This is a genomic window from Saccharopolyspora pogona, assembly GCF_014697215.1.
Classification (GTDB): Bacteria; Actinomycetota; Actinomycetes; order Mycobacteriales; family Pseudonocardiaceae; genus Saccharopolyspora; species Saccharopolyspora hattusasensis.
Genome location: NZ_CP031142.1, coordinates 4,532,488 through 4,555,359 on the forward strand (window position 1 = coordinate 4,532,488; position 22,872 = coordinate 4,555,359).

The 22,872-nt window shown below is 70.5% G+C and carries 28 protein-coding genes and 3 pseudogenes; 21 read left to right on the forward strand and 10 right to left on the reverse strand.

The window, feature by feature from the left end:
• Positions 1-47 precede the first annotated feature (47 nt).
• Complete coding sequence (gene zapE, locus DL519_RS20635) at positions 48-1,073, reverse strand: cell division protein ZapE (RefSeq protein ID WP_190817221.1); 1,026 nt, start codon at positions 1,071-1,073, stop codon at positions 48-50.
• A 93-nt stretch (positions 1,074-1,166) separates the two neighbouring features.
• Here zapE and DL519_RS20640 point away from each other — a divergent pair, with 93 nt between their 5' ends.
• From DL519_RS20640 to DL519_RS20695, 12 genes are all read left to right on the forward strand, one after another.
• On the forward strand, positions 1,167-1,919 hold the full coding sequence (locus tag DL519_RS20640; RefSeq protein WP_223839328.1) for a pyrimidine reductase family protein: 753 nt from the start codon (positions 1,167-1,169) through the stop codon (positions 1,917-1,919).
• Positions 1,916-2,473: an RNA polymerase sigma factor gene (locus DL519_RS20645; protein ID WP_190817223.1), complete on the forward strand. Its 558-nt coding sequence runs from the start codon at positions 1,916-1,918 to the stop codon at positions 2,471-2,473. Before DL519_RS20640 ends, DL519_RS20645 begins: the two co-directional genes overlap by 4 nt.
• Positions 2,466-3,032, forward strand: a complete 567-nt coding sequence (locus DL519_RS20650) for a hypothetical protein (protein WP_190817225.1) — start codon at positions 2,466-2,468, stop codon at positions 3,030-3,032. The genes DL519_RS20645 and DL519_RS20650 overlap by 8 nt, the downstream gene beginning before the upstream one ends.
• A gap of 122 nt (positions 3,033-3,154) precedes the next feature.
• Positions 3,155-3,670 carry an Asp23/Gls24 family envelope stress response protein gene (locus DL519_RS20655; protein ID WP_190817227.1) on the forward strand — a complete coding sequence of 172 codons (516 nt, stop codon included), beginning with the start codon at positions 3,155-3,157 and terminating at the stop codon, positions 3,668-3,670.
• 88 nt (positions 3,671-3,758) lie between these two features.
• Positions 3,759-4,061, forward strand: coding sequence for a hypothetical protein (locus DL519_RS20660; RefSeq protein ID WP_190817228.1), 303 nt, complete (start codon positions 3,759-3,761; stop codon positions 4,059-4,061).
• Positions 4,061-4,312: a hypothetical protein gene (locus DL519_RS20665; protein WP_190824107.1), complete on the forward strand. Its 252-nt coding sequence runs from the start codon at positions 4,061-4,063 to the stop codon at positions 4,310-4,312. The genes DL519_RS20660 and DL519_RS20665 overlap by 1 nt, the downstream gene beginning before the upstream one ends.
• A 37-nt stretch (positions 4,313-4,349) precedes the next feature.
• Complete coding sequence (locus tag DL519_RS20670) at positions 4,350-4,535, forward strand: hypothetical protein (protein WP_190817230.1); 186 nt, start codon at positions 4,350-4,352, stop codon at positions 4,533-4,535.
• The gene (locus tag DL519_RS20675) at positions 4,532-4,927 is read left to right on the forward strand and encodes an Asp23/Gls24 family envelope stress response protein (protein WP_190817232.1); all 396 of its coding nucleotides are present in this window, start codon (positions 4,532-4,534) and stop codon (positions 4,925-4,927) included. Before DL519_RS20670 ends, DL519_RS20675 begins: the two co-directional genes overlap by 4 nt.
• A 3-nt stretch (positions 4,928-4,930) precedes the next feature.
• The gene (locus DL519_RS20680) at positions 4,931-5,467 is read left to right on the forward strand and encodes a DUF6286 domain-containing protein (RefSeq protein WP_190817234.1); all 537 of its coding nucleotides are present in this window, start codon (positions 4,931-4,933) and stop codon (positions 5,465-5,467) included.
• On the forward strand, positions 5,464-6,075 hold the full coding sequence (gene amaP / locus DL519_RS20685; protein ID WP_190817236.1) for an alkaline shock response membrane anchor protein AmaP: 612 nt from the start codon (positions 5,464-5,466) through the stop codon (positions 6,073-6,075). Before DL519_RS20680 ends, amaP begins: the two co-directional genes overlap by 4 nt.
• A 303-nt stretch (positions 6,076-6,378) precedes the next feature.
• On the forward strand, positions 6,379-7,491 hold the full coding sequence (locus DL519_RS20690; RefSeq protein ID WP_190817238.1) for an ATP-dependent DNA ligase: 1,113 nt from the start codon (positions 6,379-6,381) through the stop codon (positions 7,489-7,491).
• A 10-nt stretch (positions 7,492-7,501) separates the two neighbouring features.
• On the forward strand, positions 7,502-8,401 hold the full coding sequence (locus tag DL519_RS20695; protein WP_223839330.1) for a 2-dehydropantoate 2-reductase: 900 nt from the start codon (positions 7,502-7,504) through the stop codon (positions 8,399-8,401).
• 177 nt (positions 8,402-8,578) lie between these two features.
• Here DL519_RS20695 and DL519_RS20700 read toward each other — a convergent pair whose 3' ends face one another.
• Complete coding sequence (locus tag DL519_RS20700; protein WP_223839332.1) at positions 8,579-9,514, reverse strand: EamA family transporter; 936 nt, start codon at positions 9,512-9,514, stop codon at positions 8,579-8,581.
• Between the two features lie 177 nt (positions 9,515-9,691).
• Between DL519_RS20700 and DL519_RS20705 the strand changes: the two genes are divergently transcribed.
• Together DL519_RS20705 and DL519_RS20710 are read left to right on the forward strand one after the other, a co-directional pair.
• Complete coding sequence (locus DL519_RS20705; RefSeq protein WP_190817240.1) at positions 9,692-11,248, forward strand: alpha/beta hydrolase; 1,557 nt, start codon at positions 9,692-9,694, stop codon at positions 11,246-11,248.
• Positions 11,249-11,589: 341 nt separating this feature from the next.
• Positions 11,590-12,132, forward strand: coding sequence for an AAA family ATPase (locus DL519_RS20710; RefSeq protein WP_190817242.1), 543 nt, complete (start codon positions 11,590-11,592; stop codon positions 12,130-12,132).
• Positions 12,133-12,135: 3 nt separating this feature from the next.
• Here DL519_RS20710 and DL519_RS20715 read toward each other — a convergent pair whose 3' ends face one another.
• Positions 12,136-12,915 carry a DUF4389 domain-containing protein gene (locus tag DL519_RS20715; RefSeq protein ID WP_223839334.1) on the reverse strand — a complete coding sequence of 260 codons (780 nt, stop codon included), beginning with the start codon at positions 12,913-12,915 and terminating at the stop codon, positions 12,136-12,138.
• Between the two features lie 389 nt (positions 12,916-13,304).
• Here DL519_RS20715 and DL519_RS20720 point away from each other — a divergent pair, with 389 nt between their 5' ends.
• From DL519_RS20720 to DL519_RS20735, 5 genes and pseudogenes are all read left to right on the forward strand, one after another.
• Positions 13,305-13,604: a hypothetical protein gene (locus tag DL519_RS20720; protein WP_190817244.1), complete on the forward strand. Its 300-nt coding sequence runs from the start codon at positions 13,305-13,307 to the stop codon at positions 13,602-13,604.
• Positions 13,605-13,655: 51 nt separating this feature from the next.
• The gene (locus DL519_RS20725) at positions 13,656-14,735 is read left to right on the forward strand and encodes a winged helix DNA-binding domain-containing protein (RefSeq protein ID WP_190817245.1); all 1,080 of its coding nucleotides are present in this window, start codon (positions 13,656-13,658) and stop codon (positions 14,733-14,735) included.
• Between the two features lie 45 nt (positions 14,736-14,780).
• A complete protein-coding gene (msrB, locus tag DL519_RS20730) occupies positions 14,781-15,197 on the forward strand; it encodes a peptide-methionine (R)-S-oxide reductase MsrB (RefSeq protein ID WP_190817247.1) in 417 nt (138 codons plus the stop codon).
• A 68-nt stretch (positions 15,198-15,265) separates the two neighbouring features.
• Positions 15,266-15,436 (forward strand): annotated as a pseudogene (locus DL519_RS50235) (hypothetical protein); the annotation flags it as partial.
• Positions 15,437-15,476: 40 nt separating this feature from the next.
• The gene (locus DL519_RS20735) at positions 15,477-15,866 is read left to right on the forward strand and encodes a hypothetical protein (RefSeq protein WP_190817249.1); all 390 of its coding nucleotides are present in this window, start codon (positions 15,477-15,479) and stop codon (positions 15,864-15,866) included.
• Between the two features lie 9 nt (positions 15,867-15,875).
• Here the strand turns inward: DL519_RS20735 and DL519_RS20740 are convergent.
• Positions 15,876-16,001: pseudogene (locus DL519_RS20740) on the reverse strand (chlorite dismutase family protein); the annotation flags it as partial.
• Between the two features lie 30 nt (positions 16,002-16,031).
• Here DL519_RS20740 and DL519_RS20745 point away from each other — a divergent pair.
• A pseudogene (locus DL519_RS20745) lies at positions 16,032-16,255 on the forward strand (peptide-methionine (R)-S-oxide reductase); the annotation flags it as partial.
• Between the two features lie 3 nt (positions 16,256-16,258).
• Here DL519_RS20745 and DL519_RS20750 read toward each other — a convergent pair.
• The 5 genes from DL519_RS20750 to hemE are packed head-to-tail and all read right to left on the reverse strand — an operon-like array spanning position 16,259 to position 20,175.
• The gene (locus DL519_RS20750; RefSeq protein WP_190817251.1) at positions 16,259-16,660 is read right to left on the reverse strand and encodes a type II toxin-antitoxin system VapC family toxin; all 402 of its coding nucleotides are present in this window, start codon (positions 16,658-16,660) and stop codon (positions 16,259-16,261) included.
• Positions 16,657-16,893 carry a FitA-like ribbon-helix-helix domain-containing protein gene (locus DL519_RS20755; RefSeq protein WP_168590247.1) on the reverse strand — a complete coding sequence of 79 codons (237 nt, stop codon included), beginning with the start codon at positions 16,891-16,893 and terminating at the stop codon, positions 16,657-16,659. Before DL519_RS20755 ends, DL519_RS20750 begins: the two co-directional genes overlap by 4 nt.
• 54 nt (positions 16,894-16,947) lie before the next feature.
• Positions 16,948-17,643 carry a hydrogen peroxide-dependent heme synthase gene (gene hemQ / locus DL519_RS20760; protein WP_190817253.1) on the reverse strand — a complete coding sequence of 232 codons (696 nt, stop codon included), beginning with the start codon at positions 17,641-17,643 and terminating at the stop codon, positions 16,948-16,950.
• Between the two features lie 4 nt (positions 17,644-17,647).
• Positions 17,648-19,084 (reverse strand): protoporphyrinogen oxidase, encoded by a 1,437-nt coding sequence (hemG, locus tag DL519_RS20765; RefSeq protein ID WP_190817256.1) that lies wholly within the window; start codon positions 19,082-19,084, stop codon positions 17,648-17,650.
• Positions 19,084-20,175 (reverse strand): uroporphyrinogen decarboxylase, encoded by a 1,092-nt coding sequence (hemE, locus tag DL519_RS20770; RefSeq protein ID WP_190817258.1) that lies wholly within the window; start codon positions 20,173-20,175, stop codon positions 19,084-19,086. The genes hemG and hemE overlap by 1 nt, the downstream gene beginning before the upstream one ends.
• Positions 20,176-20,436: 261 nt before the next feature.
• Here hemE and DL519_RS20775 point away from each other — a divergent pair, with 261 nt between their 5' ends.
• Complete coding sequence (locus tag DL519_RS20775; RefSeq protein ID WP_223839336.1) at positions 20,437-21,006, forward strand: DUF3000 domain-containing protein; 570 nt, start codon at positions 20,437-20,439, stop codon at positions 21,004-21,006.
• Between the two features lie 457 nt (positions 21,007-21,463).
• Here the strand turns inward: DL519_RS20775 and DL519_RS20780 are convergent, their stop codons facing one another.
• Positions 21,464-22,690: an IS110 family RNA-guided transposase gene (locus tag DL519_RS20780; protein WP_190812993.1), complete on the reverse strand. Its 1,227-nt coding sequence runs from the start codon at positions 22,688-22,690 to the stop codon at positions 21,464-21,466.
• Positions 22,691-22,872 lie beyond the last annotated feature (182 nt).

Below are 22,872 nucleotides of genomic sequence, written 5' to 3' on the forward strand. Positions count from 1 at the left end.
ACCCGGGTGACGGTCAATTTCTCACGAAATTGCGCTTCCGCGCCGGGTCAGGACTTGGCGAGGTCGCGGGAGAGCGCCGTCAGGCGGCTGATCGCGCGGAGGTACTTCTTCCGGTAGCCGCCGTGCAGCATCTCGTCAGTGAACAGCGCCGTCAGCGCTCCGCCGGAGACCCGCACCGGGATGGCCCGGTCGTAGAGCCGGTCTGCGAGCGCCACCAGCCGCAGCGCCACGTCCTGGTCCGGCGCCGCGTGCACGCCGCTGAGATGCACCGCGGTGATCCCGTCGACCAGGCGGCCGTACTTCGAGGCGTGCAGACCGGCCAGGTAGTCGCAGAGCTCGTCGAAGTCGTCGAGCGTCGAACCGTCGGTGGCCTCCGCGAGCCGGGTGAGCTCGTCCTCGCTCATCGGCGGCGGCGCGTCCGGCAACCCGCGGTGCCGGTAGTCCGGACCGTCGACCCGCACCACGCCGAACCGCGCGGACATCGCGTGGATCTCGCGGAGGAAGTCCGCCGCGGCGAACCGGCCCTCGCCCAGCTTGTCGGGCAGCGTGTTGGAGGTCGCGGCGACGTGCACGCCCGCGTCGGTGAGCTTCGCGATCAGCTGGGTGACCAGCATCGTGTCACCCGGGTCGTCCAGTTCGAACTCGTCGATGGCCAGCAGCCGGTGCTTCGAGAGCCGTTCAACGGTCTCCGCGAAGCCGAGCACCCCCACGAGGCTGGTGACCTCGACGAACGTGCCATAGGACTTCTGCCCCTCGGTGGCATGCCACAGCGACGCGAGCAGGTGCGTCTTGCCGACGCCGAACCCGCCGTCCAGGTAGAGCCCCCGCTTGACGTCGTCGTTCTTCTTCCGGCCGAACACCCCGCGCAGCCAGGACCCACCACCGGCGGCGGCGTTGATCCGGTCGGCGAAGGCCGAGCAGTCCCGCACCGCCTGCTCCTGGCTCGGCTCGTCCGGGTTCGGGACGTAGGTGTCGAAGCGCACCGCGTCGAACATGGGCGGCGGCGTCATCGCCTGGACCAGCTCGTCCGGGGTCATCTCGGGACGGCGGTCGACCAGACGGGGAGAACTCATGCGCCGACTTTATAACCGAACACGGGCTTCCCGGCCGTGCGGTCGCGTGCTCCTGCTCACCCGCCGGACGGGCGCGCGTGGTGGGATTGCCCCGTGGTGGACAAGCTCTGGCCGGTCGACGGCGCGCAGCAGGTGGACGACCAACTGGAGGAGTTCTACTCCTACCCGGAGCAGCCGGAACGGCCCTGGGTGCGGGTGAACTTCGTCTCCAGCCTCGACGGTGCGGTGACCGTCCAGGGCAGCTCGCGCGGCCTGTCCGCGCCGATCGACCAGCGGGTCCTTGGGCTTATCCGGGACCTCTCCGATGTGGTGCTGGTCGGCGTCGGCACGGCGATGGTCGAGGGCTATCGCGGGGTCAAGCGCACCGAGGTGCGCGCCGAGCGGCGGCAGCGGCTCGGCTTGACCGAGGTGCCGCCGATCGCGCTGGTCACCGCGCGCGCGTCGCTGCCACCCGACTCACCGCTGCTCACCGACACCGTGGTGCCGCCGATCGTGCTCACCTGCGACGCCGCTCCGCAGGCGCGCCGCTGCGCGCTCGCCGACGCGGGCGCCGACGTCGTCGTCGCCGGCGACGAGCGGGTGGATCTGCGGGTGGCGCTGGACGCGCTGGACGCGCGGGGCCTGCGCCGCATCGGCTGCGAAGGCGGCCCGACGCTGTTCGGCAGCCTCATCGACGATGATCTCGTCGATGAGCTGTGCCTGACCCTGTCACCCTTGCTGGCCGGCGGCGACGCGGGCCGAATCTCGGCGGGTGGCGGTGTCCCCGCACCCCGGCAGATGCAGCTGCGGTACGCGCTGCACGCGGAATCGCTGCTCCTGCTCCGTTACGCGAGAATGCGGCCGTGACAGTTGGGACCGGTTCGGACGAAGCCCTCGTGGCTGCCGCCCAACGCGGCAACGCGACGGCGTTCGACGCACTGGTCCGCCGCCACACCACCAAGATGTACCGGGTCGCGTACCGGATACTCGGGGATTCCGCCGAGGCCGAGGACGTCGTCCAGGAGGCGTGGGTGTCGGTGTGGCGGTCGCTGGGCCGGTTCCGCGGCGAGTCCAAGCCGACCACCTGGCTGTGCCGGGTGGTCACCAACGCGGCCCTCGCCAACCTGCGCCGCCGCAGGCCCACCGTCCCGCTGGAGCCGACCGACGATCTGATCTCCGACGGCGCCGCCCTCGGTCCCGAGGGCCACGCGCTCCGCACCGAGGAGGTGACCCGCGTGCACCGCGCTATCGCGACGCTCGAACCTTCGCAGCGCATCCCACTGGTGCTACGCGAACTGGAGGGCATGCGCTATGAGGAGATCGCAGAGATGCTCGACGTGTCGGTGACCGCCCTCCGGTCCCGACTGCACCGGGCGCGGGTAACGCTGCTCGCGAGGCTGAAGGAGATGCGCGATGGCTGACCGCTCCTTCGATCCGGACCGGGCCCTGCCCTGCGGCCGGACCGACGGCATGCTGCTGGACTTCCTCGCCGACAGCGCGCCGCCGGAGCTCTCCGAGCACATCCCGACCTGCCGGTTCTGCGAGGCCGAACTCGCCGAGCTGGACTCCGACTGGGCGCAGGTGCGGCGCACCGCGAGCCTGCCGATCGAGCCGCCGCACGGGCTGGTGGAGCGCGCCTTGACGACGGTGCGCGGGGTGCGCGGCGGCCGTGGCGCGGCGCCGGTGGAGCTCGACCAGGAGGGCGGCAAGCTGCGGATCGCCCAGCATACGGTGGTGTTGCTGACGCGGCGGTTGTGCCTGGAACTCCTCGCCGAGCGCCCCGGGGTGCACCTGCGCGGCTGCATCGGTGACGTCGACGAGGTGCGGGTGGATCTGACGATCCGCTATCCGCTGCCCGCCCCGGAACTGGCCGAGGCGATCCACCACGAGCTGACCGCCGAGCTGCAGGAGGCGCTCGGCGCGGGCGCCCCGGCCGTGTGGGTTCGGGTGGTCGACGTCGAGCAGCCCGGAGCCGGATGAGAGCACAATGGGTGATGTGGCGCACAACCGCGAAAGGCCACGCCGTGGGCGCGCATCAGAGCTTGTAGCAAGCCCCGCCGAACCGTCCGGCATCGGCGGAACCGTGAAGGAGCTGGATTTCCATGGCCCAGGACAGCGGAACCCCGCAGAACGCGCAGGCCACCAACGAACGGAGCACCGATACCCGGCGCATCCCGGAGACCCGAGCGGGCAACGCGCCCGCCCGCCTGGCCGACGAGACCTCCCAGGGCAAGACCACCATCGCCGCGTCCGTGGTGCAGAAGATCGCCGGCATTGCGGCTCGCGAAATCTCCGGCGTCTACGCGATGGGCGGCGGGGTCTCCCGGGCCTTCGGCGCCATCCGTGACCGGATCCCGGGCGGTAGCGGGACTTCCTCCACCTCCGGGGTGCAGGTGGAGGTCGGCGAGAAGCAGGCCGCGGTGGACCTGGACATCATCGTGGAGTACGGCGCGTCCATCGTGGACCTCGCGCGTGCGGTGCGCCGCAACGTGATCACCGCGGTGGAGCGGATGACCGGGCTGGAGGTCATCGAGGTCAACATCGCGGTCAACGACATCCACCTGCCCGACGAGGACGGCGAGGAGGCCGGCCAGCAGACCACCTCCCGCGTCGAATGACCGCCGCCGGGTAGATGATGTCCGGCGCGGCGGTCCGCGACGTCGGACGCCGCCAGACCACCCGCTTCCCGTGGAGGACGACTTAGACATGCCGGAGCAGGTTTCCGCCGGCGAACTGGCCGAGCGGGTGCTCGCCCACCCCTCGGTGGTGCGGCTGCACGGCGGGCAGTTCGGCGAGATCGCGTCGTACCTGCCCGGCAGCAAGGTCGTCGGGGTCCGGTTGCCCGATGGGGGTGCCGCGGAGATCGGCGTGGTGCTGCACCTGGACCGGCCGCTGCCAGAGATTCTCGACGAGATCCGCAGCGCGCTCGTCGAACTGCTCGACGAGGTCCCGGTGGACATCACCGTCGCCGACGTGATCATCACCGACGAGCCGGCGGGAAGCGCATGATGGGGGCCGTGCAGCACGATCCGGCCACCTCGCGGGCGGCGATCCGCGCGTTCGTCCGGGCCAACCACCCGGACGTCGGGGGTGACCCGGAAGCCTTCGTCGCCGGGCTGGCCGAGCTCCGGGACCGCCGGCCGCGCGACCGCTACGACGCGCCGGTGGTCGTGGTGCACCGGCCGCGCGGGATCCAGGGGCTGGTGCGCCGGATGCGCGCCTGGTGGGAGCGCCGGAGGCGGCCCCCGCGAGTCCGGTGAGTTTCCAAGTCAGTTCCTCAGCAGGAGGGTTCCACCCATGAATGCGACGCAGACCGGCTTGTTGGCCGGCCTCATTCTCGGCATCGCCGGCGCGGTCGGCGGCTTCACCGGGTTCCTGATCGCGCTGGTGGTCGGCGCCATCGGCCTGGTGATCGGCCGGGTCCTGGATGGGGAGCTGGAGATCGGCGACCTCCTGGGCCGGGGTCGGGGTCGGGACCGATGACGGCCGCCTCCGAGCAGACCGCGGCCGAAGGCACCAGCCGGGGAGGAGACCCAGCTGACCGGGGCCGGCTGCACATCGGCCGCACCGTGGTGCGCAAGATCGCCGAGCACGCCGCCGACCAGGATCCCGGGAGTGCCCGGGCGCGCCGTCGGCTCGCCGGGGTCGGGCTGGGCCAGCACGGCGCCACGGCGCAGGTGTCCGGCCCGGACGACGCCCTGCGGATCCGGCTGGAGGTCGCGCTGCGCTATCCCGCGCCGGTGCGCGGGACCGTGGCGTCAATGCGGGAGCGGGTGGATTCGGAGTTGCAGCGCATCACCGGTTTCCGGGTCCGCACCGTCGACGTGACCGTGTCCGCCCTCGTTCCCGCGGACGCACCGCCGCGGGTGGAGTGAGCCATGCGCCTGTTGGTACGCCTGATCACCACGCTGTTCGGCCTGGCCGTCGCGGCCGCCGGGACGCTGCTCGCGATCGAGGCGGTGTGGTTCCTGCTGCGGCCCGGCACCGGCGGCTTCGTCGTCCCTTGGCAGCAAGCCCACCTCGGGCTGAGCTCGCTGTCCTGGCACGACGCGCCGGTGCTCGCCACCGCGGCGGTGGTCGCAGTGGTGGGCCTGCTGCTGGTGCTCGTCGCGATCAACGCGGGAAACAAGGACATCCGGCTGCACGACCCCGCGCCGGAGGTCACCGTGACCACCGACCGGCGCTCGCTGGCCCGGCTGGTCGGGCACCAGGTGCGCGACCAGGACGGGGTCGCGGGTGCGTCGGTCACCGCCGGGGCGAAACGGGTCCAGGTGAGGGCGACCGCGCAGTTCCGGGAATCCGGCGACCTGCGGGGCCAGCTGACCGAGACCGCCGAACACGCCGTGCGAGACCTGCCGCTGCGCACCACCCCGAAGGTGCTGGTGTCGGTGGCCGCGCCGAAGGAGCGGCGATGACCGAGACCAAGCGGGAGATCAAGCCGAGCACGACACCGGTCGCTCGCGGGCTGGCCTTCGAGCGTGGCGTGACGGCCGCCCTCGGCTTGCTCGCGCTGGTCGTCGGCGTCCTCGCGCTCCTGGTGGGAACCGGTTGGCTGGGCGCCTTCCGGGCGCAGCGGCCGCTGGCCGACCCGATCCTGGTGCAGTGGCTGCGGGACCACTGGCAGCTGGCGACGGCCGTCGCGATCGTTCTCGGCGTGGTGCTGTTCGTGCTCGGCCTGTGGTGGGTGGTGCGAGCCCTGCGGCCGGAGGCCCGACCGGACCTGCGGCTGGAGCGCGGCAACGGCGACCTGACCGTGACGAGCGCGGCGCTCACCGAAGCCGTGCGCGCCGACGCCGAGCGGGTCACCGGCGTCAAGCGGGCACGGGTGCGGATGGCGGGCAGCGAGCAGCACCCGGCACTGCGGCTGACGCTGTCGCTGCAGGAAGGCACCAACGTGCGCCACGTTTGGGAAGACCTCGACGAGAAGGTGCTTTCGCGCGCCCGGGAGTCACTGGGCGTGGATACCCTGCCGACGACGATCCGCCTGCAGCTGGATCGCGCACCCCGCCAACGCGTCCGCTGACCGCTCCGGCGGCGCAGATCTGCCGCGGCATCCCGTTGCTGCGCTGCGCGCCCCGCATCCAGTACGCCATCCGCATGGGCGACCGCGTGCTCAATCGCGCCTCCCGAAGCACGCACCTCCGACCCGGCTACTTGAGCGCCATCCTCCAGGACGATCAAGCGGTCCCTGGACGGGCGCACACCTGTTTGGAGTTCTCGTCGAGTGCGCCGCGCCTTCGGCTTCCGCGGCGGGCATACTGCGCAATCGGCAAAGCTGGAACGTCGCAGCAGCCCGTTCCGCGAAAAAGGCTCTGAGGAGGACTCGGTGCTTCCACTGCAACCACCGGTCAAGCCGATGCTGGCGAGCCCGGTAGACGGCATCTCCCGGCAGGGCGGCCTGCTGTTCGAACCGAAGTGGGACGGCTTCCGGTGCCTGGTGTTCGCCGACCCGCAGGCCGAGCAGCCGGTGCTGCTGCAGTCCCGCACCGGCCGCCCGCTGAACCGGTACTTCCCCGAAGTCCTGCAGACCGTGACCGAACACCTCGACCGGCCGGCGGTGCTGGACGGCGAGCTCGTGGTGACCCGGCGCGACGACGCCGGCGACCGGCTGGACTGGGACGCGCTGGGCGAACGCATCCACCCGGCCGCCAGCCGGGTCCGGATGCTGGCCGAGAAGACACCGGCCACCTTCATCGCCTTCGACCTGCTCACGCTCGACGACCGGGACCTCACGTCGGCGCCGCAGACCGAACGCCGCGAACTGCTCGCCGGCCTCGGCCTGGACCACGGCGGGCTGCGCACCACGCCGGTCACCGACGACCCGGAGACCGCGGCGGAGTGGTTCCGGGTGTTCGAGGGCGCCGGGTTGGACGGCGTGATCGCCAAGCCCACCGGCGGCCAGTACGTACCGGGCAAGCGGACCATGTTCAAGATCAAGCACTCGCGAACGGCGGACTGCGTCATCGCGGGGCTGCGCTGGCACGCCAAGACCGAACCTGGCACCGCCGTGGGGTCGCTGCAGCTCGGGCTGCACGACGACCGGGGCGTGCTGCACCACGTCGGCGTCGTCGGCGCCTTCCCGGCCACGCAGCGGCGCGCGCTGGCCACCGAACTCGCCGAGCTGATCACCGAAGGCGAGCACCCGTGGCTCGGGCCCGACGCCGAGGACGGACGACGGCTGCCCGGTTCCATCAACCGCTGGAGCAGCAGCGAGCAGCCGTGGGTGCCGCTGCGCCCGGAGCGCGTCGTCGAGGTCTCCTACGATCACACCGAAGGCGCCTACCCGGGCCGGTTCCGGCACACCACGCAGTTCGTGCGGTGGCGCCCCGACCGCGACCCCGAATCCTGCGGCTACGACCAGCTCGAGGAGCCGACGCGTTACGACCTCGAAGCAGTGCTGTACGGCGACGTGAACCGGGGCGCCCGCGTCGACGGGTAATCTCTGGCCGGTGGCAGGACAACGCATCGCGGTGATCGGCTCGGGCGGCATCGGTGGGGTTCTCGCGGAAGCAGCACATTCCGCTGGGCACCAGGTGACGATGTGCGTCCGGACCCCATTCGAAGAGCTGACGCTGAAAACTCCAGACCGCACCGGGGAGATCCCGGTTTCGGTGGTGCCCGAGCCGGGCGCGCTCGGCGAGTTCGACTGGGTCCTACTGACGACCAAGGTCCAGGACGCGGCGAGCGCGGCGGGCTGGTTGCAGCAGCTGGACGACGGACGCGCCCCGGTCGTGGTGGTGCAGAACGGCGTCGAACACCGCGAATCGGTTGCAGGGATGGGGCTGCGGGCTCCGGTACTGCCCGCATTGATCTACGTGGCAGCCGAGCGGGTGCGGCCCGGACACGTGGTGCGCCGCTCCCCCGCTACCATGCAGGTCGAGGCCGGCGAGATCGGCGAGCGCTTCGTCGAGCTGCTCTCCGGCGGCGACCTGACGGCCCGGACCACGAGCGACTTCCGCACCGCGTCGTGGCGGAAGATGCTGACGAACCTGGCACCGAACCCGATCACCGCGCTGACCCTGCGCCGCCTGGACGTGCTCCGCGAGCCCGATGTCCTGGAGCTCAGCGAAGGCGTGCTCGCGGAGGCCGTCGAGGTCGCCCGCGCCGAGGGCGCCCGGTTGACCCACGACGACGCCGAGCAAGTGCTCGCCGACTACATCGAGAAGTTCCCGCCGACCAACGGAACGTCGATGCTCTACGACCGGTTGGCGGGCCTGCCCACCGAGCACGAGCACATCACGGGCGCACTGGTCCGAGCGGCACAGCAGCACGACATCCCGGTCCCACTCAACAAGACCCTGCTGACCCTGATGCGCGCCCTGCGCCCCATGCAGTTCCCGGCCGTCTGATCCGAGGCGCGATCGCACCACCCCACAAGGCGACGCTGGCGTGATCACCTCGGCTCGTTTCCCCAACTGGGTGCCGATTTCGCGAGAAATCAGCGGTCACCCAGGTAACGGCTGATCTCTGGCGCGATCAGTGGAAACGGGGGGCGCTTGCCGTGGCTGCTGAAGCCTGTCCCCGGGTCAGTTGGCGCCGGTGTCCTTCGGGCCCGAGTCCTTCGTCGTGCCGACCGATCCCACCGAAGCGGCGACGACGCAGCCGACGGCGACCCACTGCCAGGCACCAAGCGCCTCGCCCAGCACGAGGAGCCCGGCCAGCGCCGCCACTGCGGGCTCCAGGCTCATCAGCACGCCGAACACCCTCGGCGGCATCCGGCGCAGCGCCTCCAGCTCCAGCGAATACGGCACGACCGACGACATCAGCGCCACCACCAGCCCGGCGATGAGCACCGCCGGGTGCAGCAGCGCCGTCCCGGCCTCGGCGATGCCGAACGGCGCCGCCACCAGCGCGCCGAAGGCCATGCCCAGGGCCAGCCCGGACCCGCCGCTGGTCCGGCTACCGAGCTTGGCGCCGACCAGGATGTAACCCGCCCACAGCGCACCGGCCATCAGCGCGAACGCGACCCCGACCCAGTCGAGACCACCCTCCACACGAGCCAGCAGCACCACGCCGCTCCCGGCCAGCACCGCCCAGACGATGTCCAGCTTGCGCCGGGAGCCGATCACCGCCACCGCCAGCGGGCCGAGGAACTCGATGGTGACCGCCGCACCGAGCGGGATCCGCTCGAACGCCTGGTAGATGCAGACGTTCATGCCCGCGAGCACCGCGCCGTAACCGGCGACCACGGCCAACGTCCGGCGGTCCATCCGCAGCGACGGCCGCCAGACGGCCAGCAGGATGACCGCGGCGAACAGCAACCGCAGCGCGACCACCCCGGACGCCCCGGCCATGGTGAACAGCTGCTTGGCGAACGCGGCACCGACCTGCAGGCTGATCACGCCCACCAGCACCAGCAGCGGTGGCGGGATCGCCCCGAGTGCGCGCGCGGAGACGTTCTCCACGCTGAACAGCGGTCGTCTGTTGGACGACGCCCCCGAGCCGACCTGCGCGACGTGCACGATGCCCCTCTGACTCCGACGATTCGCGGCCGCTGCGGCGGCCGCCTCCCGTTGCACGTTATCTCGCGGCCCGCCGTGGTTGTCACCTGATTGTCAGGGCCCTCACCGGGGCCTCACCTGGATCGTGCGATGCTGACCCGGTCCAGCGACCACCGCGCCTGCCGACGAGGAGCACCCGTGCCGCGCACCACTCACCGGGTCGGGGTGCTGCTGCCGTTGCTGCTGCTGGTGATCGCCGCGTGCTCGGCCGGACCATCGGAGCGGCCCGCGGTCGCCTACCACGACGGCGAGCAGCAGGTCGTCCCCGCGCCGCAGCCGCCGAAACCGGCACCGGTCCCGTCGCTGGGCTCGCCCAGCGACGACTCGCTGAACTGGGAGGACTGCACCGAGCAGACCCGCGGTGAGCTCGGCGGCCTGCCGACGGGCATGACGTTTTCCTGCGCGCGGCTGCTCAGCACGCTGGACGCGCCGGAATCCCCGGAACGCGGCACCGCCCGCATCGCGCTGATCCGAGCCGGGTCCGGTCACGTCCCGCTGGTGGTGCTGGGCGACGTCGGCGGCGAGCCGGGCACGACCTTCGCGGCGCGGCTGGCCACCCAACTGCCGCCGGAGCTGCGCAATACCTTCGACATCATCGGGATGGACCGGCGCGGCACCGGCGAGTCCGACCCGGCCGACTGCGTCCCGCCCGCTCAGCGTGACGCGATCGTCGGCTTCGACCCGCGCGCCACCGACCGCAACGCGCTGGACCGGCTGCTCGAATCGGTGCTGCAGGCCAGCCAGGAGTGCCTGCTCGACCTCGACGAGCGGCTGCAGGCCTACGACACCTGGCGGAGCGCCTCGGACCTGGAAGAGCTCCGCCTCGAACTGGGCGTGCCCCGGCTGCACGCGATCGGACGCGGCGAAGCGGCGCGGCTGCTGACGACGTTCGCCGAGCGCTTCCCGGGGTCGGTCGGTCGCCTGGTGCTCGACGGGGCACCGGACCCGACCCGAGACTCCATCGGCCAAGTGGAATCCCAGGCGCAGAGCGCGGAGCAGACTTTCGACGCGTTCGCCGCCGACTGCGTCAGCCGCGGCTGCCCGCTGGGCCCCGATCCGCGGAAGGTGGTCAGCGATCTCGTCGAGCGGACCCGCGCGACGCCGCTACCGGCTCCGGGTTCCCCGGTCAACGGCGGCCGGGTGGTGCAGGCGATGCTGCTGGGCCTTTCCGACCGGGCCACCTGGCCCGCCCTGGCCGAGGCGCTGGCCGCCGCCGACCACGGCGATGGCGCCAAGCTCGCCGCAATCAGCGCGCCGCTGGTCGCCCCGCAGGGCGTGAACCCGCCGTGGCTCGACGGCGACCTGATCACCAGTTGCAACGACACGACGTTGCGCGTGCCGCCGCAACGCAGCAGCGAACTGGCGCTGGACTGGGTGAACCGGTTCCCGCTGTTCGGCGGTGCCGCCGCGCAGCGCATGGTCTGGTGCGGGTCGTGGCCCGTCCCGCAGCAGCCGCTGCCCTCGCCGCGCCGTCCTGACCTGCCGCCGATCCCGGTGATCAGCACCGCGAACGACCCGCTGCTGCTGGGCATGGGCAGCGATCACATGGCCGAGCAGATGCCGACCGGGGTGCTGCTGCGCTGGCAGGGCGCCGGGCACGGCGCCGTCGGCAGGTCGCCGTGCGTGACGGAGGCCGCCAGCCGATTCCTGGTCGAGGGCACCGTGCCGACCGATGGCATGGTCTGCCCGGGGTGATCCCGCCAGCACCCCGGGCAGACCCCCTGCTCAGCCGCAGCTGGAGCAGCAGCCACAGGAAGGACCGCTGCAGCTGCCGCAACAGCTGCAGCCACCCTGGGGTTGTGGAGCACGCTCGGCTTCGGTGCGGACCATCATCGCCTCCCGCGTTTCTGCGAATACCAACGGTTGCGATGGTGCTCGCAGGCGGAGCGACCGGGACACCGCTGGCTGAGCGAACCGTTGTCGGCCAACGAGCTGAACAGGTCACATGAAGGCATTGCGATCTGTAACCGGATACGAAATGCGCATGACAGCTGCGCCGAACGGGTGACAAGGTCAACTCGACGCGAGGAGGCGGCATGCCCGACGAGCACGACCAGGCCGTTCTGCTGATCACCGGTATCCAGGCGGCTGGGAAGTCGACCATCGCCCAAGGCGTCGCGGAGCGGCTGCCGCGCTCGGTGCACGTGCGCGGCGATTCCTTCCGGCGCATGGTGATCGGCGGCCGCGAGGAGATGTCCGCGACGCCCTCCGACGAAGCCCTGCGCCAGTTGCGGCTGCGCCACCGGCTCACCGCGCAGACGGCCGATGCGTACTTCGCCGAGGGGTTCGCGGTCGTCGCGCAGGACGTGATCCTGGGCGAGCACCTGGCGGAGCTCGTCGAGGAGATCCGCAGCCGCCCGCTGTTCGTGGTCGTCCTCGCCCCGTCGTCCGAAGCGATCGCGAAGCGCGAAGCAGGTCGCGGCAAGACGGCCTACGACAGCTGGGCGATCGCGGAGCTGAACGAGGTGCTGCACGGGCAGACGCCGCGCATCGGCCTGTGGCTGGACACCTCCGAGCAGACCCCGGAGGAGACCGTCGAGGAGATCCTCCGCCGAGCCTGGTCCGAAGCCGCGGTGTGACCGTCAGCGGCCGTACGCGTATTCGTACTGGTACTGGAAGTCCGGCTGGTTCACCGACTGCACGGCTCCGTTGGTGACCAGGCCGATAACGCCGAGCACGATGAACACGACCAGCAGGACCCGGCCGCCCTTGGACATCACCAGCGGACGGGTGCCGGGCGACTGGCGCGGCGGGTTGTCCTCCGCCCGAGCGTCGCCGAACAGCTTCTTCGGGTAGGCGCCGGTCAGCAGGTAGAAGTAGGCGTTCGTGCGGAAGCCGTAGCGCAGCACCGCCGCGGAGGCGTCGAAGACCGGCCGTGGGTTGCGGCCCGACACCAGCACGATCAGCCAGATGAAGAACGCCAGCACGCCCCACCCCTGGGCGACGACCGCGCTCACGATCGCGGCGGGGATCACCAGGATGATCCGGAAGAACACCGCCAACCGGTTGAGCTCGCCCGGGCGGACGTCGACCTGCACCGGGTAGTCCAGCCGGGAGACGACGAACGGCGGGTACTCGTCGACGAGCAGCATGTACGACGACGCCACCCGTGCCTGGTAGCCAATGAACATGGCCAGGAAGTCCGAGATCCAGTCCGGCAGCCGCCCCAGGACCAGCGCGGCGAACCAGCCGATGATGACCACCACGGTGGCCGCGATGGACATCAGCCAGAGCACGATGAAGTGCGGGATCAGCAAGATCAGTCGCAATAGGACGGTCCAGCGCCGCTGCCGCTCCGGGGGCGTCACCTCCAGCTCCGGCCGGAACGGACCGTCGGTCTCCGCCGGCTGCACGCTCATCATCGCCTCCCGGGTCCGCAGTGGAGCGCGGCGACTGTAACCACGGCTGCCGGGCCCCTACCGGGATTCGGACGGCGGCTCGCAGCCCCAATCACTCGATCCAGTGGTCACACGAGCGTCGGGCTCACAACCCGGGATCTCGGCGCGTTTTCAGCGGAGAGAGCAGCAATTCCCGCGATCAGGAGGAACCATGTGCGGCCACGAGCTCGGTCACCTGTCAAAATTCGATGTCGATCAACGCATTCATCACCCTGTCGAGGTTGTCACCTCGTCAGCGGTCACGCACGTCAGCACCGCACCACCCGTTGGGCCGCCAGAGCTCGGCCGGTCGTCGCGCACTGGCGACAGGTCACAGGCGACAGGTCACAGGCGGCAGGCGCTACCGTGGGGCCGTGGAACGTGGCGACCGGGATGAGGAGATCGAGCGCCTCGAGGAGGATCTGCACGGGCTCGACCCAGACGATCCCGAGGTGCAGGCCTTCGCCGCGCACCGCGACCGGATGCAGCGGCCGAACTCCGAGGCCACTGTGGAGGGCATGCTGCGCGGCGTGGACGACTTCGCGCAGAGCGTGAACCGGGCGGACGGCCATCGCCGGTTAGTGGCCGTCGTGGTGGTCGTGCTGATCCTGTTCGGAGTGGTGTTCACGGTCTGGAACGCGGTCTTGTTCGTGTTCAGCACCTTCCTCGGCTGATCTGTCGGGGGCTTGGGGCACGCTCGCGCCGTTCCTCCGAATCGAGGTGTGATGATCGAGATCGACCGAGAACGCGTCCTGGCCTACCGGCACGCCGTGCAGCAGCTGGACCGCTCCGCAACCGACGTCGAGGAGCTCGCCGTGCTGCCGCTCGGCGTGCAGGACAGCCCGGCGGGGTCAGGCCTGCACTCGGTGCGCACGCGGGTGCCCGAAGCCGAACTCCCCGACTCGCTGGCCCTCGGCTGGTCGGTGCGCGGCAGCGCGCACCTGCACCGCGCCGCGGACCTCCCGGAGCTGGCCGGGCGGCTATACCCGATGTCGGACGCGGACGTGGTGGCCCGGATGCCGATCATGAAGTCGGTCGACGCGCCGCTCGCCGTGTTCGGCAAGACGGTCGCGGCGATGCGCGAACACTCCCTCGAACCGACGGATCGGGGTTCGCTGAGCGCAGCCGTGACCCGCGACGTCCCGGAGGCCTCGGCGTGGTGCCGGGCCTGCGGTTCGACCCACGTCTTCTACTCGCTGTACCTGCAAACCGGGCTGGCCGCCGGCATCCGGCTCGTCCGCCAATCCGGGCGGCTGCGGATCACGGCGGCCCCGCAGTGGCACGTCCCGCAGCAGACCGCGCGCTTGGACGCGCTGATCCGGGACGGCCTGCGCCTGCTCGGTCCAGGCTCGATCGCCGACATCGCCGCGTTCCTCGGCACCAGCGCCGTGGTGCTGCGGCCGGTCTGGCCGACGGACCTCGTCGAGGTCGCGGTCGACGGCAAGCGCTCGTGGTTCGTGCCGGAAGCCACCGACGCGCTCGCCTCACCGCCGGCACCACGCGGTGTTCGGCTGCTGCCCACCGGCGACCCGTTCCTGCAAGCGCGGGACCGCGCGCAGCTGGTCCCCGACCCCGAACACCGCAAGGCGCTTTGGCGGGCGGTCAGTTCCCCCGGGGCGTTGCTCGTCGACGGCGAGATCGTCGGCACCTGGCGGGCCAAGAAGGCGGGCAGCAAGCTCCAGGTGGACGTGCTGGGCTTCCACTCGCTCACCGGCGCCACGCGCACCGAGGTGGACGCCGAAGCCGAGCAGTTGGCCGCGACCCGCGACGCGAAATCGGCAGTGGTGGCGTTCGACTCGATCTGACACCGCATCTGTGCAGTCGATCTTCGGACGGATTAGCGTGGAGGCATGGATCCGGTCTCAGGAACCCCGAAGGTCACCAAAACCGAGCAGGAGTGGCGGGAACAGCTCAGCCCGAACGAGTACGCGGTGCTGCGCCAAGCAGCCACCGAGCCGGCCTGGCAGGGCGAGTACGTTGACACCAAGGCGGTCGGGGTCTACGAGTGCCGCGGCTGCGGGGCGGAATTGTTCCGCAGCGACACCAAGTTCGAATCGCACTGCGGCTGGCCGTCGTTCTACGACCCGACCGGCAGCGACGCGGTGATCCTCCGCGAGGACCGCTCCCTCGGGATGGTCCGCACGGAGGTCCTGTGCGCCTCTTGCCACGGACACCTCGGCCACTTGTTCGAGGGCGAGGGTTACGGCACCCCCACCGACCAGCGGTATTGCATTAACTCCATCGCGCTGCGGCTGGAACCGCGCTAAGGAAGATCACCCATTTGTCTAGCGCGGCTTGACGGTTGCGTCTAGTCCGCCGCTATAGACGTAGCCTGGTGAAGCAACGAGACCTCGTAAAGAGAATCGCCAAGGCCGCGAAGAGACGAGGTGCGGACTGGGAGCCGGCCCGTGAAGGCGGCAGCCATGCGATCTACCGTCTTGGGTCAACGATCATTCCGGTACCGAGGCACACAGAACTCGGCGAGAATCTCGCTCTCAGCATTTTCAAGGAATGCGGGAACTCGGGGAGAAGTGGTGGAAGCAGCGATGACTACATATCAGGTGACAGTCACGCGGGACGGCAAGTTCTGGTTGATCCACGTTCCTGCCATCGAACGATGGACCCAGGCACGCAGGGTCAGCGAGATTCGCGAGATGGCCCAGGACCTCATCGAAATCATGACCGGGGAGTCTGCGGAGACCATCGACCTCGACGTCACCATCTCGCTTCCACCAGAGGTGCAAGAGCGCCTGGAGCACGCAGCAGAACTCCGGTCACGAGCCGCCCATGCACAAGGGCAGGCGGCCGAGGAACTCCGCGGTGCCGCCCGAACTCTGCACGATCAGGGGATGTCGATGCGCGAGATCGGCGAAATCCTCGGCATCTCGTACCAGCGAGCACACCAACTGGTCAGCGGGAATCCCAAGGCAGCCTGAAGCGCTCGATCAGGGAAGACGGGCGACGAAGTCGGTGACATCAACGCGGTGGCCGGTGTAGAACGGGACCTCTTCGCGCACGTGCAGGCGGGCCTCGGTGCCGCGCAGGTGGCGTATCAGATCAACGATCCCGTGCCGTACATGGAGTGATCGCAGAGAAGTCATGCCAACTCCGGCTGGCCGTCGTTCTACGACCCGGCCGGCAACGATGCCATGATCCTCCGCGAGTACCGCTCCCTCGGCATGGTCCCTGTGTCCCGCACCGAGGTCCTGTGCGCCGCCTGCCACGGCCACCTCAGCCACGTCTTCGAGGGTGAGGGCTACCCCACCCCACCGACCAGCGCTACTGCATCAACTCGATCGTCGTCCGCCTCGTCCCAGCGGAGTGACGATCACACGATCAATTCCACCTTGCACGGGAGCTTGGGAGCGCGGGACAGCCTCGCGTCGGCTGTCAGCAGCGGCACGTCCAGGCCAGCAGCGAGCGCCACGTAGAGCGCGTCATAGAACGTGACCGCACCACGCAACTCCCACGCGGCTTGGCTGAGCGGACCTACATGGGGATAGCGGTGGTCGACCAAGTGCTTCATCGCGAGGAGCGCAGTCGTCGCGGCTTCCGCCTCGATCTGCCCGCCCAACTCCTGCCTTCTAAGCACGTTCCCGACCTCTGCGTCGACAAGGTGCGGTGCGTGGCACTCGCTCTGCAGCAGCCGACGGCGCACCTCACGGGCCCCGTCCGACACGACTGTGGTTGCCAGCACGAGGGTCGAGGCGTCAACGACGAATTCGCTCAACGCCGATCAGCATCCTTTGCCGCGAGGATGCTCTCGACGGTCACTCCGGTGCCGCGATCGTGAGCGAGTGCCGCCTCGACCGCCGCGAGCGCTTCTTCCTTCGTCCGGCGCGACGCCATGCGCACGACTTCATCGCGCATGTAGGCCTGCAGCGACATCCCAGCGGATCGTGCTCGTTTGCGGATCGTCTCGTACGCCTCTTCCGGGATGTCCCGGATCTGAATGGTCGCCATAGCGCGATAATAGCGCAATAGCGCTATTATCGCGCTAATCCCACGACTGCCCAGTCAGGGGAGGCGGGTCACCAGGTCTGGGACGTCGACCCGGTGACCGGTGTAAAACGGGATCTCCTCGCGGACGTGGAGGCGGGCCTCGGTGCCGCGCAGGTGGCGCATCAGATCGACGATCCGGTGCAGCTCGTCCGCCTCGAAGGCCAGGATCCACTCGTAGTCGCCCAGCGCGAACGAGGCCACCGTGTTCGCTCGGACGTCCGGGTAGTCCCGGGCTTCCTTGCCGTGGTCGGCCAGCATCGTGCGGCGCTCGTCGTCCGGCAGCAGATACCACTCGTAGGAGCGCACGAACGGGTACACGCAGATGTACTTGCGCGGCTCCTCGCCCGCCAGGAAGGCCGGGATGTGGCTCTTGTTGAACTCCGCCGGGCGGTGCAGCGCGACGTTGCTCCACACCGGTTCGGACGCCTGCCCCAGCGGGGTCTCCCGGCGGAACCCGGTGTAGGCCTCCTGCACTTCCTCGATCCGCTCCGAGTGCCACCAGATCATGTAGTCCGCGTCGGCACGCAGCCCGGAGACGTCGTAGACGCCGCGGACCACGACACCGGACTCGGCCAGCGAGTCCAGGTACTCCTGGGTCTGCTGCGCGGCCTTCTCCCGGTCCTCGGGCAGGGTGCCCTGCTCGATCCGGAAGACCGACCACATGGTGTAGCGGATCGTGTCGTTGAGCTCGTTGTAGTTCAGCCGCGCCATGTCCTCATCGTCCCACTTCGCGGGGACGGGCCCGCAGGAGGTCTCGCGTGATATCGGTCGCTGCCGCCGTCCCGGTGGCGATGCAGGCCGGGACGCCGACGCCGTGCAAGGCCGCACCGGCGATCGCCAGCCCCGGCACCTCGGCAACGGCGCGTTCGACGTCGGCGATGAGGTCCAGGTGACCCACTCCGTACTGCGGCAGGGCGCCGCCCCAACGCACCACCACGGAGTCCACCGGAACCGCGGAGGTCCCGGTCAGCTCCGCGAAATCCGCCGCGACCCGGCGCAGCACCTCGGCGTCGTCCAGGCGGAGCTCCGCGGCCTCGCCGAACCGGCCGACCGAGCCGCGCAGGAGCAGCTCGCCGTCCGCTCCGCAAAGGTGCGGCCACTTCTTGCTGGAGAAGGTGAACGCCTTGGCGGTGAACGGGGTCCCGTCGGCGTGCTGCTCGCCGCGCGCGATCAGCACCCCGGATGCATCGGGCAGCCGTGTGTCCGGCGGTAGGGCGAGCCCGACCACGATCGAAGACGACTGTTCCACCGCCGCAAGCTTCGCCGCTGCCGCCGGAGCGGCGTCGTCGAGCAGCTTGCGGGCGGCCGGTGCGGGCACTGCGAGCACCACGGCGTCGACATCCAGGAACTCCGGGCTGGGCGCGGCACCGATCTCCAGGCGCCAGCCGGAATCGGTTCGTGCCAGCTGCCGCACCGGGAACCCCAGCCGCACTTGGGCGTCGGCGGCGATCAGCAGCCGGTCGATCAGCCCCCGGTAGCCGTAGCGGAACGCGCCGAACACCGGTGGTTCCGGCGAGTCTGCCGGTTTCGGCGAGGGCAGTGCCGAGGCCGCTGCCGCGGTGATCGACTCCGCTCCGGCGTCGAGCGCCGCGGCCAGCGCCGGAATTGTCGCCCGCAAGCCGAGCAAGTCCGCATTGCACGCGTAGACGCCGCCCAACAGCGGCTCGACGAGGCGGTCGACGACCTCGTCGCCGACCCGCCCGCGCAGCAGCTCGCCGACCGAGATGTCGGCGCCGCCGAGCCGAACCGGCGGCAGGTCCGCCTCCGCCCGGACCGCAGCCACCCCGGCCTGGGAAAGCACGTCCTGCACCGCGTCCGCCGAAGCCGGGACGCCCATCACGGTCCCATCGGGCAACCGGCAGGTCCGGCCGCCGACGCGCACCGTCGCGGACACCGCACCCGGGTGCACGACCTCTTCGGGCACGCCGAGCTCCTCCACGAGCTGCCGGACTTCCGGGCGCCGGTCGAGGAAGGCCTCCGCCCCGACGTCGTAGCGGCAACCGGCCAGCTCGACCGTGCGGAGCTTGCCGCCAAGCCGGTCACCCTGCTCCAGCAGCACGATCTCGGCATCCGGCCCCAGCTCGCGACGAAGCCGGTAGGCGGCGGTGAGACCAGCGATCCCGCCTCCGATGACCGCGACCCGGTGCGCCATCACTGCTCGCTCGCGGCGTGCACCAGCTCGACGACGCGCGTGAGCACCTCGGGGTCGGTGGTGGGCAGCACCCCGTGACCGAGGTTGAAAATGTGCCCGCCGGCGGCCTTGCCCTCGCCGAGGACCCGGTGCACCTCGCGCTCGATCGCGTCCCACCCGGCGAACAACACCGCCGGGTCGAGGTTGCCCTGCACCACCGGCTCGGCCGCGTCCGGCAACGCCGCCCGCAGCCGGTTCGCCGCCTCGTCCAGCGGCACTCTCCAGTCCACGCCGACCACGTCGGCGCCGGCGGAGCGCATCGCGCCGAGCAGCTCGCCGGTGCCCACCCCGAAGTGGATCTTCGGCACGTCCGCGATCTCCGCGATGCTGGCGAAGATCCGCCGGCTGTGCGGCAGCACGAACTCGCGGTAGTCGCGCAGCGACAGGGCCCCGGCCCAGGAGTCGAAGAGCTGGATCGCATCGACCCCGGCCGCCAGCTGCGCCTCCAGGAACTCCAGCGTCGTGTCCGCCAGCCGCTCCAGCAGCGCGTGCCAGGTCTGCGGGTCGGAGTGCATCAGCGCCTTGGTGCGCTCGTGGTTGCGGCTCGGGCCGCCCTCCACCAGGTAGGAGGCAAGCGTGAACGGGGCGCCGGCGAACCCGATCAGCGGCGTCTCCCCCAGTTCGCGCACCAGCAGTCCGATCGCGTCGGCGACCGGAGCGACCTGCGCCGGGTCCAGTCTCGGCAGCGCGGCGACGTCGGCGGCGGTACGAACCGGGTTCGACACGACCGGGCCGGTGCCCGCGACGATGTCCAGCCCGATGCCGGCCGCGTAAAGCGGCAGCACGATGTCGCTGAACAAGATCGCGGCGTCCACTCCGTGCCGGCGCACCGGCTGCAGCGTGATCTCGCTGACCAGCTCCGGCGTCAGGCACGCCTGCAGCATCGGCACGCCCTCGCGGACCCTGCGGTACTCCGGCAGCGAACGACCCGCCTGCCGCATGAACCAGACCGGGGTGTGCCGGGGGGTACCGCCGCGAGCGGCGACGAGCAGGGGGGCGTCGGCGAGGTCCCGGCGGGCCGAGACCGGCGCGGAGTTCGCTGAGTTCGTCATCGAGGTCGCTGTCCGTACGTCGATCGGTGTCCCCGGGACGGCGCCGCGGCGGGCCGGCCGGGCTTGCGCGGCAATCTTCGCACGCCTGCCTCCCGCCCCTGGCCGAGAGCCTGCCGTTGGCCGCTGGCACGCCCTCGCCCCCGGAACGCCACGCTGTCCGCGCCGCCACGCATAGTCAAGCGCGAAGCTCGCGCATCCCCCTTTCGGCGTGCCTCCGCCACCGCCCGCGTTCGGCCGCCTACAGTCGCCGGCGTGACGGAGATGTCGGCGACGCCCGAAGTCTTCCGGCAGGCTGTTGCCGCGTTGACGTCGTTCCGCCCGCGGGCCGAGATCGAGCTGAGCGAGGTCGGGCCACCGAAGCGCCTGGCGCCCTGGGCGCATGCGCTCGCCGCGGAGGCGAACGGGCCGGCCGGCGAGCTCGCCACCGCTCGGCTGGTGCTTCTCTACGACCCGGAGGGTCAGGAGGCGTGGGACGGCGTGTTGCGGCTCGTCGTCTACCTGCGGGCCGAGCTCGACCCGGAACTGGCCACCGACCCGCTGCTGCCGGCGGTGGGCTGGTCGTGGCTGACCGACGCGTTGGAGGACTCCGGCGCGTCCTGGACCGCCCTTGGCGGCACGGTCACGCTGACCTCGTCGGCCCGGTTCGGCGACATCGCCGGCCCGACCCGCAGCCACGACCTGGAACTGCGCGGCTCCTGGACGGCCACCGACGCCCAGCTGGAACCGCACGCGGCCGCGTTCCACGAATTGATGGCGAGTGCAGCCGGCTTGCCGCCGGAAGGCGTCTCGATGCTCGGCGGACGGCCCAGCGGCACGGCTCCGCGAAGCTGAATCCGGATAGCCCGATCACCGGCTGTGCCGGTCGACTCCGGCGCGTAAGGTTCGGCGCAACCGATCCGCTCCCCCGCCGCGGCGACACGCCGAAGCGCGATTTCCTTTCGCGAAGACCTGGCGAGGCCCCGAAACTGTTGATTGCGAAAATTTTCACAATCCGCATTCGTATTACGTCGCTTGGCCACGCTCCGACGTTACGGAGATAGCTCACGGTCACCCAAAAGAGCGATGCGATCATGTTCAGGTAACAACTCGATCGGGATAGATACCCGATTGATCGTCCCGCTGACCCGCTTGGGCGGTTACGCTGCCCCCGACGACACCACTTTCGGTCGATCAGTGGCGCGGCTGATTGGTCGAGAGTCCCGGTGCCGGTCGGGGGGCACGACCGACTCCAGGGAGGTAGTGACGTGGCTGCCGTCGGCTTAGGTCAGACACCCCATGATTTTGTTTGTCAAGCGGCGGCTTGCTGGTCTCGGTTGTGGTGTGCCCAGGCGGTGTGTTCGTCGTAGGTGCTCCGGGTCTTGAGGCAGCCGTGCAGGATGCCGACGAGTCGGTTGGACAGCTGGCGTAAGGCGGCGTGGTGGTTCATGCCGCGGCCGCGGAGCTCGTCGTAGTAGGCGCGGGCGCCGGGTGAGGCGCGGAGGGCGCAGAAGGCCTGCTGGTGCAGGGCGTCGACGAGCCGGTCGTTGTGGACGAAGCGGGCCAGCACGGTCTTCTTCTTACCGGACTGGCGGGTGATCGGGCTGGTGCCGGCGTAGTTCTTCCGGTTCTTCGCGCTCGCGTAGCGGTCGGCGTCGTCGCCGAACTCGCCGAGGGCCCGGGCCCCGAGGATCTGTCCCATGCCGGGCTGGGACAGGTAGATCTCAGCGTCCCGGGCTCGGCCAAAACACGCCTGCACCTGCTCTTGCACGGCGGCGATCTCGGTGTTGAAGGCAGTGATCACGCTAACCAGGGACCGCACCGTCACCGCGTAGGCGGCGGCCACGGCCGGCGGCTGGGTCAGGTGTTCAGTGTGCAGCGCGGTCTGGATCGCGGTGGTCTTCTCGTCCACGTTGCGGCGCCGGGCCCGCTTGAGCGCGCCCGTGATCTGCGCGCGTGACACCCTGGCCGCCTGGTCCGGGTCCGGTGCCCGGCCAAGGAGTTCCAGTGCATCCGGGGCGAGGAGATCGTCGAAGGCTTCCAGCGCGGCGGGGAAGAACTCGCGCAGCGCGGTGCGTAGCCGCAGCATGTGCCGGTGCCGGTCCCAGATCAGCGTCTGGTGCGCCCGCGCCACCACCTTCACGGCCTGGGCCTGCTCGGTGTCACCGGCGACCGCGCGTAACTGATGACGGTCGGTGCGCACCATGTCGGCCAGGGCGTGCGCGTCCCCGGCGTCGCTTTTGGCGCCCGAGGTGCCGTGCCGCTCCCGATAGCGCGCCACCTGCCGCGGGTTGATCGCATACACCGTGTACCCGGCCGCGATCAGCGCCTGGACCCATGGACCTCGATCAGTCTCAATCCCGATCACGACCTGGTCAGGCTCGGCGCCCTCGGGCAGATGCTCACCGATCAGCGCGTGCAGCCGGGCAACCCCGGTCACGCCCTCCGGCAGCCGAGCCCGACCCAGCCGCCGACCCGTCTCATCCTGCACCTCGACATCGTGGTGATCTTCAGCCCAGTCATCTCCGACGAACAACACATACCCTCCACACGGTCAGCATCGTGTCCTGAGCAGCGCGGAAGAGGAACACCGGCGGCCTAATGGTCCAGTGCTCACGCCAGCCTTCGGCGGGCACGTCACCCCATCAGTGGTCACGTCCTCCCCACGACCAGCGGGGGCACGGTCTGACCTTAGGCATCGAATGCCTGGCGACGAGAGTG